Annotated in this window: 15 protein-coding genes; 8 read left to right on the plus strand and 7 right to left on the minus strand. The window is 69.7% G+C overall.

Going from position 1 to position 16,665, the window contains the following annotated elements; translation table 11 throughout:
• Positions 1 to 46: 46 nt before the first annotated feature.
• The 4 genes from ACSJDX_RS15505 to ACSJDX_RS15520 are packed head-to-tail and all read left to right on the plus strand — an operon-like array spanning position 47 to position 4,337.
• Positions 47 to 937 (plus strand): glycosyltransferase, encoded by an 891-nt coding sequence (locus ACSJDX_RS15505; RefSeq protein ID WP_438353528.1) that lies wholly within the window; start codon positions 47 to 49, stop codon positions 935 to 937.
• Positions 938 to 995: 58 nt separating this feature from the next.
• Entirely contained in the window at positions 996 to 2,132 is a 1,137-nt protein-coding gene (locus tag ACSJDX_RS15510) for an NAD-dependent epimerase/dehydratase family protein (protein WP_438353529.1), read from the plus strand.
• Positions 2,132 to 3,232 (plus strand): acyltransferase family protein, encoded by a 1,101-nt coding sequence (locus ACSJDX_RS15515; protein ID WP_438353530.1) that lies wholly within the window; start codon positions 2,132 to 2,134, stop codon positions 3,230 to 3,232. Before ACSJDX_RS15510 ends, ACSJDX_RS15515 begins: the two co-directional genes overlap by 1 nt.
• A 1-nt stretch (position 3,233) precedes the next feature.
• A complete protein-coding gene (locus tag ACSJDX_RS15520; RefSeq protein ID WP_438353531.1) occupies positions 3,234 to 4,337 on the plus strand; it encodes a glycosyltransferase family 4 protein in 1,104 nt (367 codons plus the stop codon).
• A 40-nt stretch (positions 4,338 to 4,377) separates the two neighbouring features.
• Here the strand turns inward: ACSJDX_RS15520 and ACSJDX_RS15525 are convergent, their stop codons facing one another.
• Genes ACSJDX_RS15525 through ACSJDX_RS15555 form a run of 7 tightly spaced genes read right to left on the minus strand, consistent with a single transcriptional unit; the run spans position 4,378 to position 11,947 of the window.
• The gene (locus tag ACSJDX_RS15525) at positions 4,378 to 5,562 is read right to left on the minus strand and encodes a DegT/DnrJ/EryC1/StrS family aminotransferase (protein WP_438353532.1); all 1,185 of its coding nucleotides are present in this window, start codon (positions 5,560 to 5,562) and stop codon (positions 4,378 to 4,380) included.
• Positions 5,559 to 6,497 (minus strand): NAD-dependent epimerase/dehydratase family protein, encoded by a 939-nt coding sequence (locus ACSJDX_RS15530; RefSeq protein WP_438353533.1) that lies wholly within the window; start codon positions 6,495 to 6,497, stop codon positions 5,559 to 5,561. The genes ACSJDX_RS15525 and ACSJDX_RS15530 overlap by 4 nt, the downstream gene beginning before the upstream one ends.
• A 6-nt stretch (positions 6,498 to 6,503) precedes the next feature.
• Positions 6,504 to 7,532 (minus strand): GDP-mannose 4,6-dehydratase, encoded by a 1,029-nt coding sequence (gene gmd, locus ACSJDX_RS15535; RefSeq protein WP_438353534.1) that lies wholly within the window; start codon positions 7,530 to 7,532, stop codon positions 6,504 to 6,506.
• A gap of 49 nt (positions 7,533 to 7,581) precedes the next feature.
• Entirely contained in the window at positions 7,582 to 8,844 is a 1,263-nt protein-coding gene (locus ACSJDX_RS15540) for a hypothetical protein (RefSeq protein WP_438353535.1), read from the minus strand.
• The gene (locus ACSJDX_RS15545; RefSeq protein WP_438353536.1) at positions 8,825 to 9,244 is read right to left on the minus strand and encodes a DUF2304 domain-containing protein; all 420 of its coding nucleotides are present in this window, start codon (positions 9,242 to 9,244) and stop codon (positions 8,825 to 8,827) included. The genes ACSJDX_RS15540 and ACSJDX_RS15545 overlap by 20 nt, the downstream gene beginning before the upstream one ends.
• Complete coding sequence (locus ACSJDX_RS15550; protein ID WP_438353537.1) at positions 9,241 to 9,978, minus strand: glycosyltransferase family 2 protein; 738 nt, start codon at positions 9,976 to 9,978, stop codon at positions 9,241 to 9,243. Before ACSJDX_RS15550 ends, ACSJDX_RS15545 begins: the two co-directional genes overlap by 4 nt.
• 43 nt (positions 9,979 to 10,021) lie before the next feature.
• Positions 10,022 to 11,947, minus strand: coding sequence for a DUF6541 family protein (locus ACSJDX_RS15555; protein WP_438355012.1), 1,926 nt, complete (start codon positions 11,945 to 11,947; stop codon positions 10,022 to 10,024).
• Between the two features lie 143 nt (positions 11,948 to 12,090).
• On the opposite strand from ACSJDX_RS15555, the gene rfbA reads away from it, so the two are divergent.
• The 4 genes from rfbA to ACSJDX_RS15575 are packed head-to-tail and all read left to right on the plus strand — an operon-like array spanning position 12,091 to position 16,657.
• On the plus strand, positions 12,091 to 12,960 hold the full coding sequence (gene rfbA / locus ACSJDX_RS15560; RefSeq protein ID WP_438353538.1) for a glucose-1-phosphate thymidylyltransferase RfbA: 870 nt from the start codon (positions 12,091 to 12,093) through the stop codon (positions 12,958 to 12,960).
• A complete protein-coding gene (gene rfbB / locus ACSJDX_RS15565; RefSeq protein WP_438353539.1) occupies positions 12,960 to 13,958 on the plus strand; it encodes a dTDP-glucose 4,6-dehydratase in 999 nt (332 codons plus the stop codon). The genes rfbA and rfbB overlap by 1 nt, the downstream gene beginning before the upstream one ends.
• The gene (locus ACSJDX_RS15570; RefSeq protein ID WP_438353540.1) at positions 13,958 to 15,361 is read left to right on the plus strand and encodes a sugar nucleotide-binding protein; all 1,404 of its coding nucleotides are present in this window, start codon (positions 13,958 to 13,960) and stop codon (positions 15,359 to 15,361) included. The genes rfbB and ACSJDX_RS15570 overlap by 1 nt, the downstream gene beginning before the upstream one ends.
• 45 nt (positions 15,362 to 15,406) lie before the next feature.
• Positions 15,407 to 16,657: an FG-GAP-like repeat-containing protein gene (locus ACSJDX_RS15575; RefSeq protein ID WP_438353541.1), complete on the plus strand. Its 1,251-nt coding sequence runs from the start codon at positions 15,407 to 15,409 to the stop codon at positions 16,655 to 16,657.
• Positions 16,658 to 16,665: the final 8 nt, after the last annotated feature.

The raw sequence follows: 16,665 nt of genomic DNA on the forward strand, positions 1-16,665 counted from the left end.
GAGGGGACCGGACGCTCCCAGGCGACTCCCGTAGGCTCGAACCGTCATGACTCTCGAGATCTTCGTGCCCTTCTGGGGCGACCCCGCCCTCCTGTACGAGACCGTCGATTCGGTGCGCGACCAGCGCAACGGCGACTGGCGCCTCGTCGTGATCGACGACTGCTACCCCGACGACTCCGTCCCGGCGTACTTCGCCGCCCTCGACGACGAGCGCATCACGTATACGCGCAACGAGGTCAACCTGGGCATCACGGAGAACTACCGCGAAGCCATCCGGCGGGCCACCACCGAGCACATCACGATCCTGGGATGCGACGACCTCCTCCACCCCGACTACGTCGACGTGATCGCCCGCACCGTGGCCGCCGTGCCGGACGCCGATGTCATCCAGCCGGGGGTGCAGGTCATCGACGAGCACGGCGCAGTCGTCCGCCCCCTGGTCGACCGCGTCAAGACCGGACTGCTCGCACCGCGGCACGGCCACGGCATCGCCGTGCTGCAGGGCGAGCGGATGGCCACGAGCCTGATCCGCGGGGACTGGCTGTACTGGCCGTCGCTCACCTTCCGCACCGAGACGCTGCGGCGCATCGACTTCCGCGACGGGCTGCCGATCATCCAGGACCTCGCGCTGCTCATGGACATCGCCTTCGAAGGCGGCACCCTGGCCTACAACCCGACGGTGTGCTTCTCGTACCGCCGCCACGGGGGCAGCGCATCCCAGAAGACCCTCCTCGACGGTCGCCGGTTCCGCGACGAGCGCACCTACTACGCGCAGGCACGGCAGATCGCGGCGGCGCAGGGATGGTCGCGCACGGCGCGCACCGCGCGTCTGCGCGCGATGTCCCGCCTGCACGCCCTCGCCGAGCTCCCGGGCGTCCTCCGGCACGGAACGGGCGCCGGGATACAATCGACTGTCGCGCACGTCTTCGCGTACTGACGGGCGATTCCGCTTCCGGCCGCACCGCCGGCATCCGTCCTCTCCCAGGAGACCTTCCATGGCCGACCACGTCCTGATCACCGGCGGCGCCGGATTCATCGGAACCCGCCTCGCCCGCCGTTTCGTCGACGCCGGGCACACCGTGACCGTGCTCGACTCCCTCCTCCCGCAGGTGCACGGCGACCACCCCGAGACGACCTCTCCCCTCCTGCGCTCCCTCGACGGCGTCGCCACGGTGATCCACGGCACGGTCACCTCGGTGGACGACCTCCGCACCGCACTGCGCGGCGCCACGATCGTGGTCCACCTCGCCGCCGAGACCGGTACCGGGCAGTCCATGTACGAGATCGACCGCTACGTCGATGCCAACGTCGGCGGCACCGCCAAGCTCCTCGACCTGCTCGCCAACGAGGAGCACTCGGTCGGGCGCCTCGTGATCGCGTCGTCGCGGTCGATCTACGGCGAAGGCGCGTACCGCACGGACGACGGTCGGGTGGTCCACCCGCCGCACCGCTCCGACGCGGACATGGCCGCGGGTGATTTCGAGGTGCACGCCCCGGGCGAGGGCGCGCTCGAGATGATCCCCACCGACGAGGGTGCGGCGCTGCATCCGTCGTCTGTCTACGGCATCACCAAGCAGATGCAGGAGTCGCTCATCATGACGGTGGCGCCGACGATCGGCGTCGAACCCGTCGCCCTGCGCTACCAGAACGTGTACGGTCCCGGACAGTCGCTCAAGAATCCGTACACGGGCATCCTGTCGATCTTCTCCACCCTCATCCGGCAGGGCAAGAGCATCAACATCTTCGAGGACGGACTCGAGAGCCGCGACTTCGTCTACATCGACGACGTCGTGGAGTCGACGTTCCTCGCCGCGACGCTGCCCGCCGCGGCCGGTCGCGTCATCAACGTGGGCAGCGGCGTCGCCACCACGGTCAACGACGTCGTCGATGCGCTCTTCGCCGCGTTCGGCACGACGGTGCCGACCACCGTCACAGGCAACTACCGCCTCGGCGACATCCGCCACAACATCGCCGACACCACCGTGCTGCGCACCGTCCTCGACTACACCCCGCAGACCGACTTCCGCAGCGGTGTCGGGCGCTTCGTCGAATGGGTGCTCACCGAGCCGGTGGAGGAGAGCGGCTACGAGCGCTCCCTGAAGGAGATGGCGGAGCGGAGTCTGCTCAAGTAATGGTCACGGCCCCCACGTCGAGCCGCGCCTTCCCGCACAGCCGCAACAGCCTCAACCTCTTCCGTCTGATCCTGGCGGCGGCGGTGCTGTTCGCCCACGCGTTCTACATCACCGGCAACGGCACCGGTCCGATGCTGCACGGCGAGAACCTGGGCGGATGGGCGGTCGCCGGGTTCTTCGTCCTGAGCGGGTTCCTGATCACGGGCAGCCGGCTGCGTCACGGCACCGGCGAGTTCCTCGTGCATCGCATCGCTCGCATCTATCCCGCGTTCCTCGTCTGCCTGGTCGTCACCGCCTTCGTCTTCGCCCCCGTCGCAGGCCTCATCGAGCGCGGCGAGCTGGGCGGGTTCTTCACGACGCCGGTCACCCCGCTCGAGTACATCTGGGCGAACATCGGACTGCAGATCAACTCGTACAACATCTCGTGGACGCTGGGCACGGTCCCCTACCCCGGCGCCTGGAACGGGTCGCTGTGGACGCTCTACTACGAGTTCTTCTGCTACATCATCGTGTGGACCCTCGGCTTCCTCGCGATCTTCCGCAAGACGGTCTGGTTCCCGATCGCCCTGTGGGTCGTCTCGGTGGGCATCCACGCGACGATGGGATTCTGGGGGCGGCTGGGCCTGGATGCCAGCTTCGGCCTCCTGTTCAAGCTGCTCCCCTTCTTCCTCGGCGGCGTCGTGGCGTACGTCGTCTTCGATCGCTGGGGCATGCGCACCTGGGTCGGCATCGCCAGCCTGATCGCGGCGGCCGTCCCGATCATCCTGGTGCCGGGATTCGGCGGCCAGCTCGCCGCCCCCCTCCTCGCCTACGGCCTGCTGTGGCTCAGCACGGTGGTGCGGCAGCCCCGGTTGATCGCGACGCACGACGTGTCGTACGGCTTCTACATCTACGCATGGCCGACCGCCCAGCTGCTCGTGCTCGTCGGAGCCGCGGGCCTGGGGATCTGGGGCTTCATGGCGGTCAACGTGCTCGCCACCCTCGTCTTCGCGGCCGCGAGCTGGTTCCTCGTCGAGCGCCCCGTCATGCGCGTCACGCGTCGCGGTCGCGCCGTCCCCGTCGCCCGCTCCGGCGCCCCCGTCTCCGAATCGAGTACCTGACATGGCCCGGATCTTCGTCGACCTGCTCTCCCTGACCGGCAAGAAGGGGGGCATGGAGATCTACGCCCGCCAGCTCTATCGCGAGCTGGGGCGCCTCGCCCCCGAGCACGAGTACATCGGCTACTTCAGCACGGAGGGCTGGCAGCTCGACCGCTCGTGGTTCCCGGGCGAGGCCATCGCATCGGGGATCAGCGGCGAGAACCGCTTCGCGTGGGCGTGGGGCGAGCTCACGTGCGGCCGTGCCGCCGCGAAGGCAGGCGCCGACCTCCTGCACTCCCCCATGACCCTGGGTCCGTGGCGCACGAGCATGCCCGCGGTGATCTCGATGCACGACATGCTCTACTGGAGTCACCCCCAGTACATGTCGACGCCGCTGTACACCGAGCCGGTGAAGGCGATCGAGCGGCTCACCGCCCGGAACGCGACGCGCGTCCTGACGATCAGCGAGGAGTCGCGGCAGGCGATCATCCGCTACCTGAAGGTGCCGGCCGACCGCATCGACCTCGTCCCCCTCGCGGGTTCGAGCGTGCCCGGAGCCGACCGCTCGCGCGCCTCGGAGAACGGACCGATGGTCCTGGCCACCGGCAACCGCCGGCCCCACAAGAACTGGCCCTCCCTGATCCGCGCGCTCCCCCTCGTCGCCCCCGAGCACCGTCCTCGGGTGATCGTCACGGGCAGCCACGGCGACGATCCGCTGCGGGCCGTCGTCGAGGAGACGGGGATGCAGGACTGGGTCGAGCTGAAGTCGTGGGTCGACGACGACGAGATGCGCGAGCTCTACTCGACGGCGACCGTGCTGGCGATGCCCTCGTTCGCGGACGGATTCTCGTTGCCTGCGCTCGAGGCGATGATGGCCGGCCTTCCGGTGATGATCAGCGATCTGCCGGTCTATCGCGAGGTGGTCGGCGACGTGGCCCTGTTCACCGACCCGAACGACCTCTCCTCGATCGCGGCCGCGATGACGACCGCCGCGACGCGGCCGGACATCCTCGGCGACCTGACGGAGCGCGGGTACGAGCGCGCCGCGCTGTTCTCGTGGGAGCGCACGGCGCGGGGCACGCTCGAATCGTTCGAGAAGGCGCTCGCCGCCGGGCGCAGGCGCTGACCCCGACTCGAGGCGGCGGCACCGCCCCGAGGCATCCGTCTCACGAGCCGGCGACGCGCTCCACGGTCTCGGCGACGAGGTCGATGCCCTCGCGCACGGGATAGTGGTGGTTGCCGATGAACAGGCCGTCCACGTCGATCTTGTCCGCCGCGGGCAGGGCGTCGGGAACGACGGCGTCGAGGTGGGCCATGACGGGGTTGCGCGTGAAGTTGCCCGCCACGATCGGCCGGGATTCGATGCCCGCCTCGGAGAACGCCCGCACGAGCTCTGTACGGCGTCCGGCCAGCGCGCCCTCGAGCACCATCGAGAACCCGAACCAGCTGCTCTCGCCCGTCTCCCGCTGCGTGCGGACGCTGGGGATCCCGGCGAACCGCTCGAGGAAGTACGCGGCATTGTCGCGACGGCCCGCGATGAGCGCGGGCACCTTCTTGAGCTGCTCCAGGCCGAGCGCGCCCTCCATCTCGATCGGCCGCACGTTGTAGCCCGGGAGGACGAAGCGGAACAGGTCGTCCCAGGCGTCGCCGCTCTTGTCGTGGACGTGGTTGGACGACGGGAGCTCTCGCGTCCAGCCGTGCGAGCGCAGCGAGATCATCTCCTGGTAGAGCTGCTCGTCATCGGTGAGGATGATGCCGCCCTCCATCGTCGCGATGTGGTGCGAGAAGAACGAGCTGAAGGTGCCCGCGAGGCCCGCCGTGCCGGCGTTGATGCCGTCCTTGACCGCACCGAGCGACTCGCAGTTGTCCTCCAGCAGGACCAGACCGTGCCGCTCGGCGATCGCGCGCAGGCGGGGGAAGTCGTTGGGGTTGCCGAGGAGGTTGACCGCGAAGATCGCCTTCGTGCGGGGGCCGATCGATGCCTCGACGAGGTCGAGGTCGATGTTGAGGGTGTCGACGTCGATGTCGACGAACTTCGGGCGCAGACCGTGCTGCGTGAGCGGATAGTAGGTCGTCGGCCACGACACGGCAGGAACCAGCACCTCGTCGCCGCGGTTGAGGTCGATGCGGGGGTCGACCACGGCGGCCGCGATCGCGATGAGGTTCGCAGAGCTGCCCGAGTTGACCATCACGCCGAACGCGGCGCCGAAGTGCGCGGCGAAGGCCGCCTCGAACTCCCTGACCACCGGTCCGTTGGTGAAGCGGCCGCTCTCGATCACGCGCTGGAGCGCGGCGTACTCCGCCTCGTCCCAGGTCGAGGTGGCGAGCGGGTAGGCGGGGGTGGTGGTCATCGGAGGTCTCCCGTGGCGGTGCGGGCGAGGAAGGACGCGTAGCAGGCGGCCATTCCCTCGCGGATGTCGGTGCGCGGTGCCCAGCCGTGCTGCCGGGCGAGCGTGGAGTCGATGAGCCGCTGCGGAACACCGCTCGGCTTGGTCGGGTCGAAAGCCAGCTCCCCGTCGAACCCGACGGTGGCCGCGGCGATCTCGTAGAAGTCGCGGATCGAGTGATCGACGCCCGCTCCGACGTTCATGTGGACCGGCCAGTCGGCGAGATCGTCGATCGCGTCCGCGATCCACGCGGCGAGGTCGGGGGCGTAGGTGAACTCGCGGCGGGCGGTGCCGTCCCCCCACACCTCCACCTGGTCGCTGCCGGCCTCGCGCGCGGAATGGGCCTTGAAGATCGTCGAGGCGATCAGATGCGACCGGGTCGGGTCGAAGGTGTCCCGCGGCCCGTACAGATTGGAGGGCAGGATGGCCCGATAGGCGCGCCCGGTCTGACGCGCGGCGTAGCCGACGGCGGTCAGGCCGGCCAGCTTCGCCAGGCCGTACCCCTCGTTCGCCGGCTCGAGGCGCCCCGCGAACAGCGCATCCTCGACGATCGGGTTCGGAGCCGACGCCGGGTACGCCGCCGCCGACGCCGTGTACAGGTAGCCCGGCACCTCTTCGGCCACCACCGCGTCGAGCACCGAGGCGTCGATGCGCAGATTGTCGAGCAGATAAGGGAGCGGGCGCGCCGTCTTGTCGCCGATGCCGCCCACGAAGGCCGCCGTGTGGATCACCGTGTCGGGCGCGGCCGCGGAGATCGCCGAGCGGGTCGCCGCGGCGTCCTTCAGGTCGACGTCGCGTCGAGAAAGAACCGTCAGAGCGTCGTCAGGACGCCGGGAGGCCCACGCCTCCGCGATGCTGGAGGCGAGCATCCCCCCGCCGCCCGTGAGCAGAACGTGCACCTGGGATCAGCTCTGCACCTGGTCGACGAAATGGCTGCCTTCGACCTCGAGCGCCGAGGCGTCCGCGTCGACCATGATCTGCGCGAGGCGCGGCGTGTGCACCTTCGGCTCCCAGCCGAGCAGGCTCTTGGCCTTGCCGTAGTCGCCGATGAGGGCGTCGACCTCGGTCGGTCGCAGGTAGCGCTCGTCGAAGCGGACGTACTTCTCCCAATCCAGCCCGACGTGCTCGAACGAGAACCTCAGGAAGTCCTTCACCGTGTACGCCGTGTTGGTCGCCAGGACGTAGTCGGTGGGCTCGTCGTGCTGCAGCATCCGCCACATGCCCTCGACGTACTCGGGTGCGTAGCCCCAGTCGCGGACGGCGTCGAGGTTGCCCAGGTAGAGCTCGGACTGCAGGCCCGCCTTGATCCGCGCGACGGCTCGGGTGATCTTGCGGGTGACGAACGTGCCGCCGCGGCGAGGGGATTCGTGGTTGAACAGGATGCCGTTGACGGCGAAGAGGTCGTACGCCTCGCGGTAGTTCCGCGTGATCCAGTACGAGTACACCTTCGCGACGCCGTACGGCGAGCGCGGATAGAACGGGGTCTCCTCGTGCTGGGGCGGCGGGGTCGCCCCGAACATCTCCGAACTGGAGGCCTGGTAGAAGCGCGTCTCGATCTTCGCGGCCCGGATCGCCTCGAGGAGACGGATGCTGCCCAGGCCCGTGACGTCGCCGGTGTACTCGGGCTCGTCGAAGCTCACGCGCACGTGCGACTGGGCGGCGAGGTTGTAGACCTCGTGCGGCTGGATCTCGTTGAGGAGCGTGACCAGGCGGGAGCCGTCGGACAGATCGCCGAAGTGCAGGAACAAGCGGTGATCCTCGGCCTGCGCGGGCTGGTAGACGTGGTCGATGCGCTGCGTGTTGAACGACGAGGACCGGCGGATGAGTCCGTGGACCTCGTAGCCCTTCTCCAGCAGAAGCTCTGCGAGGTAGCTGCCGTCCTGGCCGGTGATACCGGTGATGAGGGCGCGCTTGCGTGCGGAAGTTGAGGTCATGGCGATGGTTTCTCCTGATGCGCGGCGCGCTGCCGACGCTGCGAACACTCTACCCGAGCGCCTCCGGCGCTCCCTGAGCGCGGGGGGTGCCGCCGGGTCGGCGGATGCCTCCCAGGTGCACGATCAAGCCGACGAGGGCGGGGGCGATCAGCGCCAGATCGATGCGCAGACCGGTCGGCACGGGGAGCAGGAGCAGCGCCACGGTGGCGAGCGCGGCGACCGCCCATCCCGACACGTAGACGCCGTGTCGCGCCTCGCTCAGGAGGGCCGGGCCGGTCAGGCACATCATCGACACGAGCCCGGCGCTCACGACGACCACGACTCCGGTCCACGCGTCGATGGCGTACTTGCCGCCGGAGAACACGTCGACCACCCAGGGCCCGAGGAGCCCCCCGAGCACGGCGGCGAGCGCGGCGACCGCGACCGCGACCGCGAGATAGCGCGCGAGACGCGGCCAGAGCGAGGTGCCCGCCTTGCGGAACTCCACGATGAGATAGCTCTGCAGGGCCATCAGCGGGACGATCAGCGGCGCTCGGGTGATCGTGATGGCCATGACGAGAGAGGCGAGGGCGACCGCCGGAACATCGGGCATCGTCGAGCGGAGGAGCAGAGGCAGGCCGGTCACCATGGCCCCCGTCGCCGCTGCGGCCAGCACCGTCGTCGAGGTGTTGACCAGGAGCCGGCGCGCGGCGACGTCCAGGGCGAAGCGCCCGACCACCCGGTGTCGGGCCACCAGCCAGACAAGCCCGAACGCGAGGACGAAGGGCGTCGCGATCGCTCCCCCGAGGATCGCCGGCGGGGCGTGCAGCACGAGGGCGATGGTCGTGAGGATGCCGCGGATCAGCGCGTCCGCGACCGTCAGGAGGGCGATCTCGCGCCACAGCTCGAGGCCGTAGAGCACACCCGCCAGGACCGCCGACAGGAGGTAGCCGACGATGCCCACCGCGAACCAGGCGGTCAACGCGACGGGGGCCGCGGAGAAGGCCCCGGGGCCGAGCAGGAGACCGACGATCACGGCGACCACCACGAGGACCGCTCCCCCGGCCAGCGTGACGGTGCGCAGCGTGGTCGATCGCGATGGCGTCGGGGAGGGATGGGTGGCGCGGGTCACTTCCTGCTGCACGCCCGCGATCGCGGAGACGAACAGGTAGAGCGTCGACCAGAAGACCGAGAACCCCAGGTACGCCTCGGCATCTCCCAGCAGCGCGGGGGCGAGCAGCTGGATGACGTAGCCGACCGCACCCGCGACCGCCGTCGCGATGAGGATGAGGGTCAGACCGCCGAAGCGCCGCTCAGGGCTGCGCGTCGTCACCGCGTGCACCGCTCGGGGAGTCGGGCGCCGCGTGGTCCTGCGCCTCGCGCAGGGATCGGAGCTCCTCGGCGAGCGCGTCGACGCGGGTATGGAGGATCGCGACCTCCTCGGCCGTCCGCCGGATCTCCTCCTCGGCCTGCGACAGCTCCCACGACAGGTGCAGCGCGACCCCGAGCAGAAGGACGATCGCCATGGCGAACAGGAGGTTGACCGGGAGCTGCACGCCCAGCGCGCTGGTGAGACCGAGAAGCAGCTGCGGGAACAGGCCCAGCACGAGCACCACCACGCCCAGCACGAGCCACAGCACGGCGTACTTCTCGCGCAGTTTGCGGGTGAGCAGCATCCAGATCACGATCACGAGCAGCACGACCGCCAGGACGATCCCGCCGAGGACGATCACGATGCCACCGCATCCGGTCGGACGCCGCGCGGGCGGCGCATGACGGCCAGCAGCAGCGCGAAGACGGAACGCAGCAGATAGATCGACGCGCCGATCGGGCCTTGACTGGGGCGTCCGTGCAGGCGCGGACGCATGGCCACGGGGACCTGTGTCACGGTGAGCCCTTCGTGGCAGGCGGCGACGAGCGAGTCGAGGGTGTCCCCCAGGTACTCCGCGGGGTAATAGCGCACGTACTGGTCGATGGCGCGCGGACCCGCGGCGCGGAACCCGCTGGTGACATCGGTGAGGCGCGTGTGCGCGACCCGTGACATGACCGAGGCGAGGAAGCGCATCGCCCATTTCCGCGGTCCGCGGACCTCGTAGTCGCCGACGTCGCTGAACCGCGCCCCGATCGCGATGTCGGCGATGTCGAGCCCGGCGAGGACGCGATCGATGTCGGCGGGGTTGTGCTGACCGTCGGCGTCGACCTGGATCGCCTTGCGATACCCCATCCGCTGCGCGTACGTGAACCCGGTGCGCATGGCGCCGCCCACGCCGAGGTTGAACGGCAGCGAGAGGACCGTCGCGCCCGCGGCGCGGGCCACGGCGGCGGTGTCGTCCGACGAGCCGTCGTCGATGACCGCCACGTCGTGGTCGGGGCAGCTCGCGAGGATCTCGCGCACGGTGGTGCCGACATTCCGAGACTCGTTCCAGGCGGGCACGAGGATCAGCACGCGGTCGACAGCACCCGTCATAGTGGCCCCCACTCTAGCCGAGCGGTGCGGCGGGTCCGTGCGGTCATCCGCACGCGACGACCTCGTAGAGCCGGGCCGCCCCCTGCTCGTCGACGAGGCGCACCCGGTCCGACTGCGCGAGCGCGTCGAACCCGGGGAAATCGTGGACGCCGTTGTGCACCTCCTGGCCACCGAAGTCGAGGACGAATCCGACGTGGAGGTCGCGCACGGCTGCGCAGACGGCCGAACCGGGCGTCGCGGTGTCGAGGCCGTCGTTGACCTGCGCGACCTCATCGGTGATCACCATCAGCGTGTGCGGCATCAGGACCGGCCGTCCGCCGATCGCCGAGGCGAGGGAGGCGCCCGTCCACGGGCTCCCCGCGATCGCGACGCCCTCGGGCACATGGTCGGGGATGCGCGTGAGCAGGGCGTACTCGTCGGCGGTCAGCAGCGGCGAGGCCGCGTCCAGCGCGTAGAGGGGCTGGGCCCAGGAGACCGCCGACGGCATCACCGGGAGCTGCATGCCCGCCAGGACCGCCGTGCCGGCCACCGCGCCGAGGGCGGCCGGCACCCACCGCGGCGAACCGGCAAGAGGACGCAGCGACGACAGCGCCGTACACGTGCGTCCGAGACCGTACGCCGCGACGGGAACCATCGCGATGGCGAGGATCGAGGCGATGCGAGGCAGGTTGTTGTACCAGCTGCCCGTCAGTGCGTCCCGCAGCGCAGGCCACGGCAGGGCCGCGACCGTCACGAACAGGAGAACCGCGACCAGGTACATGGCCATCGCCAGCAGACCGGGCGCTCTGCGGTCGACGACGGCCCAGACGATGCCCGCGACGACGGAGAGCGCGATGACGACCGCGGGAACGAGGTACCACATCGACACCGAGGCCACTGTCCAGAAGGCATCCGGGATCGACATCGACACCGGCCACCCGCGGGCCTCCGCCGGCGGGCGGAGCACCCGCACCAGCACGGCGCCCACCACGGCGTACACCACGACGCCGGCGCCGATCATCACCCGTCCCCGCGTCGCCGCCGCGCGCCACGCACGCCATGCGGCCAGCAGCACCATCGGCACCGACAGGGCGAGCCAGGCCACGAACGCCCCCGGATGCGCGAGTGTCATGCCCGGGATGGCGCCCACCAGGATCAGCGCCCACCACCCGACCCCCCGGGGCGCACGGACGGGGCTGATCCGGAGCAGCGCGAGCGTGGCGGCGAGCGCGACGGGGAGCAGTGCGAGGCTCAGCTGCAGCGGGTACAGGACGCCGTAGTCCATCAGGAGCATCGGAAAGGCGGGGATGGATGCCGCGACCAGCGCCGCGGCGACCGTGTAGGCGGGTCGACCGCCGAACAGGGTGCGCGTGAGCAGCACGATCGAGATCGGCCAGATGAACGCCGAGGTCGTGAGCATGGCGGCATTGACGGCGACCGGAATGGAGACGCCCGTCAACTGGACGATCAGGCTCGTGAAGGCGTGCCAGACAGCCGGATAGAAGGGCAGGCTCCCATCGGGACTGGTCATGTATCCCAGACGCAGCGGGGAGGCGTTCCCGCCGTCGAGGATGAACCGGATGCCGTTCAGATGGAAGATGTTGTCGAACGTCTGGGAGATGTTGCCCGGCGCGCCGATCACCTCGATCATGCGGGCGCCGATGACGACCGCGGCGACGACGAGCGCCAGGGTCAGCCACACACCCGAGGAGGGGCGCGATGGTTCGGCCGGCTCCGACGTCGTGCGCGTTCTGATCATCCGCCGAGCGACGAGGATGCCGGCCCCCACGACGACCGTCACCGCCATCACAGGCAGCACCGACCACGGCGCGCCCACCCAGGGGGCGATGACCGAGGTCCCGGCGATCATCGTCATCGCGAAAGCGGGCGCGGCGCCCAGCATCCAGTAGCCGCGGAGGCCGCTCGCGCACGCGAGGGGCAGTCCGAGCACGAGCAGCAGTGCGACACCCACGCCTGCCGCCCCGAACATCTCCAGCACCGTCAGGGTTCCTCTCGCCGATCGGGATCGCGACGGCCCATGCGGCGGAATCCCGCCGTCCACACTATCCGCGAGCGTCTGGGAGACCGCCCAGGCGCTCGCTGGTCCGATGGCCGCTGTGCCAGGATTGAGGAGTGAAGGGCATCATTCTCGCGGGGGGCTCGGGGACCCGCCTCCATCCGATCACGCTCGGCGTGTCCAAGCAGCTGATCCCGGTCTACGACAAGCCGATGGTCTACTACCCGCTGTCGACGTTGATGCTCGCGGGAATCCGCGACATCCTGATCGTCACCACCCCGCACGACGCTCCGTTCTTCGAGCGCCTGCTGGGTGACGGATCCCAGTTCGGGGTCTCGATCACGTTCGCCCAGCAGCCGTCGCCGGACGGCCTCGCTCAGGCGTTCACGATCGGGGCGGACTTCATCGGAGGCGACAAAGTCGCTCTCGTGCTGGGGGACAACCTGCTGTACGGCCCGGGTCTGGGCACTCAGCTCAAGCGCTACGCGGACGTCGACGGGGGTGCGGTGTTCGCCTACTGGGTGGCCGAGCCCGGCGCGTACGGCGTGGTCGAGTTCGATGGCGAAGGACGCGCCGTCTCTCTGGAGGAGAAGCCCGCCGCCCCCCAGAGCAACTACGCCGTGCCCGGTCTCTACTTCTACGACAACGACGTCGTCGCCATCGCGCACGACCTCGAGCCGTCGCCGCGCGGCGAGTACGAGATCACCGACGTGAACCGGAGATACCTCGAGCGCGGCAAACTGCAGGTCGAGGTGCTCCCCCGCGGGACCGCCTGGCTCGACACGGGCACGTTCGACCAGATGACCGACGCCGCCGAGTACGTCCGCACGATCCAGCGCCGCACCGGACTCAGCATCGGCGTGCCCGAAGAGGTCGCGTGGCGGCAGGGCTTCCTCGACGACGACGCACTGCGCGCACGCGCCGAGAAGCTCGTGAAGTCCGGCTACGGCACCTACCTGCTCGAGACGCTCGAAAGAGGCCGCTGATGTCCCGCCTGCTCGTCACCGGCGGCGCCGGGTTCATCGGCTCCAACTTCGTCCACCACGTCGTCGAGCGCACCGACCACCACGTCACGGTGCTCGACAAGCTCACGTATGCCGGGAACCGCGCGTCTCTGGACGGACTCCCCGCCGACCGGGTGACCTTCGTGGAGGGCGACATCGCCGACGCCGCGCTCGTGGACGGGCTGTTCGCCGACGTCGACGCGGTCGTGCACTACGCGGCCGAGTCGCACAACGACAACTCGCTGCACGATCCGCGCCCGTTCCTCGACACGAACATCATCGGCACCTACACGCTGCTGGAGGCCGCCCGCCGGCACGACCGCCGCTTCCACCACATCTCCACCGACGAGGTGTACGGCGACCTCGAGCTCGACGACCCCGCGCGCTTCACCGAGGACACGCCCTACAACCCGTCGTCGCCGTACTCGTCGACCAAGGCGGGCAGCGACCTGCTGGTGCGCGCCTGGGTGCGCTCGTTCGGCGTCCGGGCGACGATCTCGAACTGCTCGAACAACTACGGTCCGTACCAGCACGTCGAGAAGTTCATCCCGCGACAGATCACGAACGTGCTGCGCGGCATCCGCCCCAAGCTCTACGGCAAGGGCGAGAACGTGCGCGACTGGATCCACGCCGACGACCACTCCTCCGCGGTCCTGACGATCCTCGACAACGGCGAGATCGGCGAGACCTACCTCATCGGAGCCGACGGCGAGAAGAACAACAAGGACGTCGTCGAGCTCATCCTCACCGAGATGGGTCAGCCGGCCGACGCCTACGACCACGTCACCGATCGCGCCGGTCACGACCTGCGCTACGCGATCGACTCGACGAAGCTGCGCACCGAGCTCGGCTGGTCGCCGTCGTACGGCGACTTCGAGGCCGGGCTCGCCGCCACCATCCGGTGGTATCGCGACAACGAAGCGTGGTGGGCCCCCGCGAAGGAGGGCGTCGAGGCGTTCTACGCGAGCAAGGGTCAGTGATGACGGAGTTCGGAAAGCAACTCGCGATCACCGAGACGACGATCCCGGGGCTGGTGGTGTTCGACCTTCCCGTGCACGGCGACTCCCGCGGCTGGTTCAAGGAGAACTGGCAGCGCGAGAAGATGACGACTCTCGGACTGCCCGATTTCGGGCCGGTCCAGAACAACATCTCGTTCAACGACGCGGTCGGCACGACCCGCGGCATCCACGCCGAACCGTGGGACAAGTGGGTCTCGGTCGCCACGGGCAGGATCTTCGGCGCGTGGGTCGACCTGCGCGAAGGACCCTCGTTCGGCGCGGTCTTCACGATCGAGCTCGATCCGTCTCGGGCCATCTTCGTGCCCCGAGGAGTCGGCAACTCGTATCAGACCCTCGAGCCCGACACGGCGTACGCCTACCTCGTGAACGACCACTGGTCTCCGACCGCCGAGTACTCGTTCCTCAACCTCGCGGACGAGACCGCGGGGATCGCCTGGCCGATCCCGCTGTCCGACGTCGAGATCTCCGCGAAGGACCTCGCCCATCCCCGCCTCGCCGACGTGACGCCCGTCCCGCCGAAGAAGGTGCTCGTGGTGGGCGCGGGCGGCCAGCTCGGTCTCGCCCTGCGCGCGGAGTTCGGCGACGCCGCGCACATCGAGTTCGCGACGCGCGCGGAGTTCGATCTGACGGATCCGGATGCCGCCTCCGCGCGTCGCTGGCGCGACTACGGCGCGATCGTCAACGCCGCCGCGTACACCGCCGTCGATGTCGCGGAGACGGCCGAGGGCCGCCGGGAGGCGTGGGCGGCGAACGTCACCGGTCTGGGCGTGCTGTCGAGGATCGCGACCGCGAACGGGGTCACGCTCGTACACGTGTCGAGCGACTACGTGTTCGACGGCACCCTCGACCGCCCGTACCGCGAAGACGACGCCGTGTGCCCGCTCGGGGTGTACGGGCAGACGAAGGCCGCCGGGGACGCGATCGTGGTCGCCGTCCCCCGCCACTACGTGGTGCGCACCTCGTGGGTGATCGGCGAGGGCAAGAACTTCGTACGCACCATGGCCTCCCTCGCCGAGCGCGGGATCGACCCACGCGTGGTCGACGATCAGATCGGCCGTCTGACCTTCACCGACGACATCGCGCGCGGCATCCGTCACCTGCTCGAGACGGGCGCCGCATTCGGCGTGTACAACCTCACGGGGAGCGGGGAGCCCACCTCGTGGGCGGACATCGCCCGCCGGGTCTTCGAACTGACCGGCCACGACCCGTCGCGCGTGACGGGCGTCTCCACCGACGAGTACTTCGCCTCGGCCACCGCACCGGTGGCGCCGAGGCCGCGCAACTCGGTGCTCGACCTCGCTCGGATCGAGTCGACCGGCTTCTCCCCGCGGCCCTCCGCGGACTCGCTTCGCGACTATCTGTAGCGTGGCGGTGGCATCAGCGGCCCTCGAATCGCTATCGTCACGAATGTGTCTCCCCACCACGGCTTCCGCCTGCGCGCCCGCGCGCTGACCGTCCTCCTCGTCGCACTGCTCGCCGCCGGTGCCGCTCTGGCTCCTTCTCCGGCGGTCGCCGCCGGCGGGACCGCCCGTCAGGTCTTCGATCTGACCAACGCCGAACGCGCCAAAGCCGGACTCGCGCCGCTCGTCAGCAACGCAGCGCTCGACGCGGCGGCCGGCGAGTGGGCGCGCTACCTGGCGAGTTCTTGCACCTTCGCGCACAGCTCATCGGCATGGCGCGACCAGCGCACGATCCCGGCCGGGTGGAAGTACACCGGCGAGAACATCGCCGCGGGACAGGATTCCCCGCCCTCCGTGATGGCCGCCTGGATGGCCTCGGCCGGGCATCGCGCGAACATCCTCGACTCCCGCTACACGGGTCTGGGGGTCGGGTTCGCGACCGGCACCTGCTATCGCACGTACTGGGTGCAGATCTTCGGTGTGGGAAGCCCGACGCAGTCCCTCCCGGGCGGCGCCGGCGACATCGACGGCGACGGCAGCCCCGACGTGCTCGCTCTCACCTCGACGGGCGACCTGATGGTCTACACCGGCAACGGGGCGGCCAGCTGGAAGGGATCGTCCACCGTCGCGAGCGGATGGTCGCGAGGGTTCACGACGCTCGGGGACTTCACCGGTGACGGACGCCCCGACATCGCCCGCGTCGAGGCGAACGGCGACCTGATGCTGGTTCCCGGCGACGGGCGCGGCGGGTACGCCGCGGCGACCCGGATCGGCAACGGCTGGGGCATGTTCTCCCAGCTGATCGGCGGGATCGACTTCAACGGCGACCGCAAACCCGACGTCATTGGCCGCACCCCCGGCGGAGACCTCTACCTCTACGTCGGCGACGGTGCCGGTGGATGGCTCGGCGGCGGGTACAAGATCGGCAACGGCTGGTCGATGATGGACTTCGTCTTCTACGCCGGCGACTTCAACGGCGACGGCCGAGGGGACATCATCGCCCGTCAGCCCAATGGCACGCTCTGGCTGTATCCGACGACAGGCGACTGGGGGTGGGGCACCCCTCGGGCGATCGGGTACGGATGGCACGCCTTCACGTCGATCTTCAGCGCCGGCGACTTCGACGGGAACGGAACCTCGGATGTGCTCGCCCGCACCTCCGACGGAACGCTTCTGCTCTACGGCGGCGACGGATCCGGCGGCTGGATCTCGGGGAACGCCGTGGGCTGGGGCTGGAGCGGAATGCGCCAGATCGGCTGAGCGGTACG

The organism is Microbacterium fluminis (assembly GCF_051549805.1).
GTDB lineage: Bacteria > Actinomycetota > Actinomycetes > Actinomycetales > Microbacteriaceae > Microbacterium.

Excerpts from the sequence above, each read along its gene's own strand:
- ACSJDX_RS15505 (WP_438353528.1), top strand. The coding sequence starts at position 47 with ATGACTCTCGAGATCTTCGTGCCCTTCTGGGGCGACCCCGCCCTCCTG.
- rfbB (WP_438353539.1), top strand. The coding sequence starts at position 12,960 with ATGTCCCGCCTGCTCGTCACCGGCGGCGCCGGGTTCATCGGCTCCAAC.
- gmd (WP_438353534.1), bottom strand. The coding sequence starts at position 7,532 with ATGACCTCAACTTCCGCACGCAAGCGCGCCCTCATCACCGGTATCACC.
- ACSJDX_RS15555 (WP_438355012.1), bottom strand. The coding sequence starts at position 11,947 with ATGTTCGGGGCGGCAGGCGTGGGTGTCGCACTGCTGCTCGTGCTCGGA.
- ACSJDX_RS15520 (WP_438353531.1), top strand. The coding sequence starts at position 3,234 with ATGGCCCGGATCTTCGTCGACCTGCTCTCCCTGACCGGCAAGAAGGGG.
- ACSJDX_RS15525 (WP_438353532.1), bottom strand. The coding sequence starts at position 5,562 with ATGACCACCACCCCCGCCTACCCGCTCGCCACCTCGACCTGGGACGAG.
- ACSJDX_RS15550 (WP_438353537.1), bottom strand. The coding sequence starts at position 9,978 with ATGACGGGTGCTGTCGACCGCGTGCTGATCCTCGTGCCCGCCTGGAAC.
- ACSJDX_RS15510 (WP_438353529.1), top strand. The coding sequence starts at position 996 with ATGGCCGACCACGTCCTGATCACCGGCGGCGCCGGATTCATCGGAACC.
- ACSJDX_RS15570 (WP_438353540.1), top strand. The coding sequence starts at position 13,958 with ATGACGGAGTTCGGAAAGCAACTCGCGATCACCGAGACGACGATCCCG.
- ACSJDX_RS15515 (WP_438353530.1), top strand. The coding sequence starts at position 2,132 with ATGGTCACGGCCCCCACGTCGAGCCGCGCCTTCCCGCACAGCCGCAAC.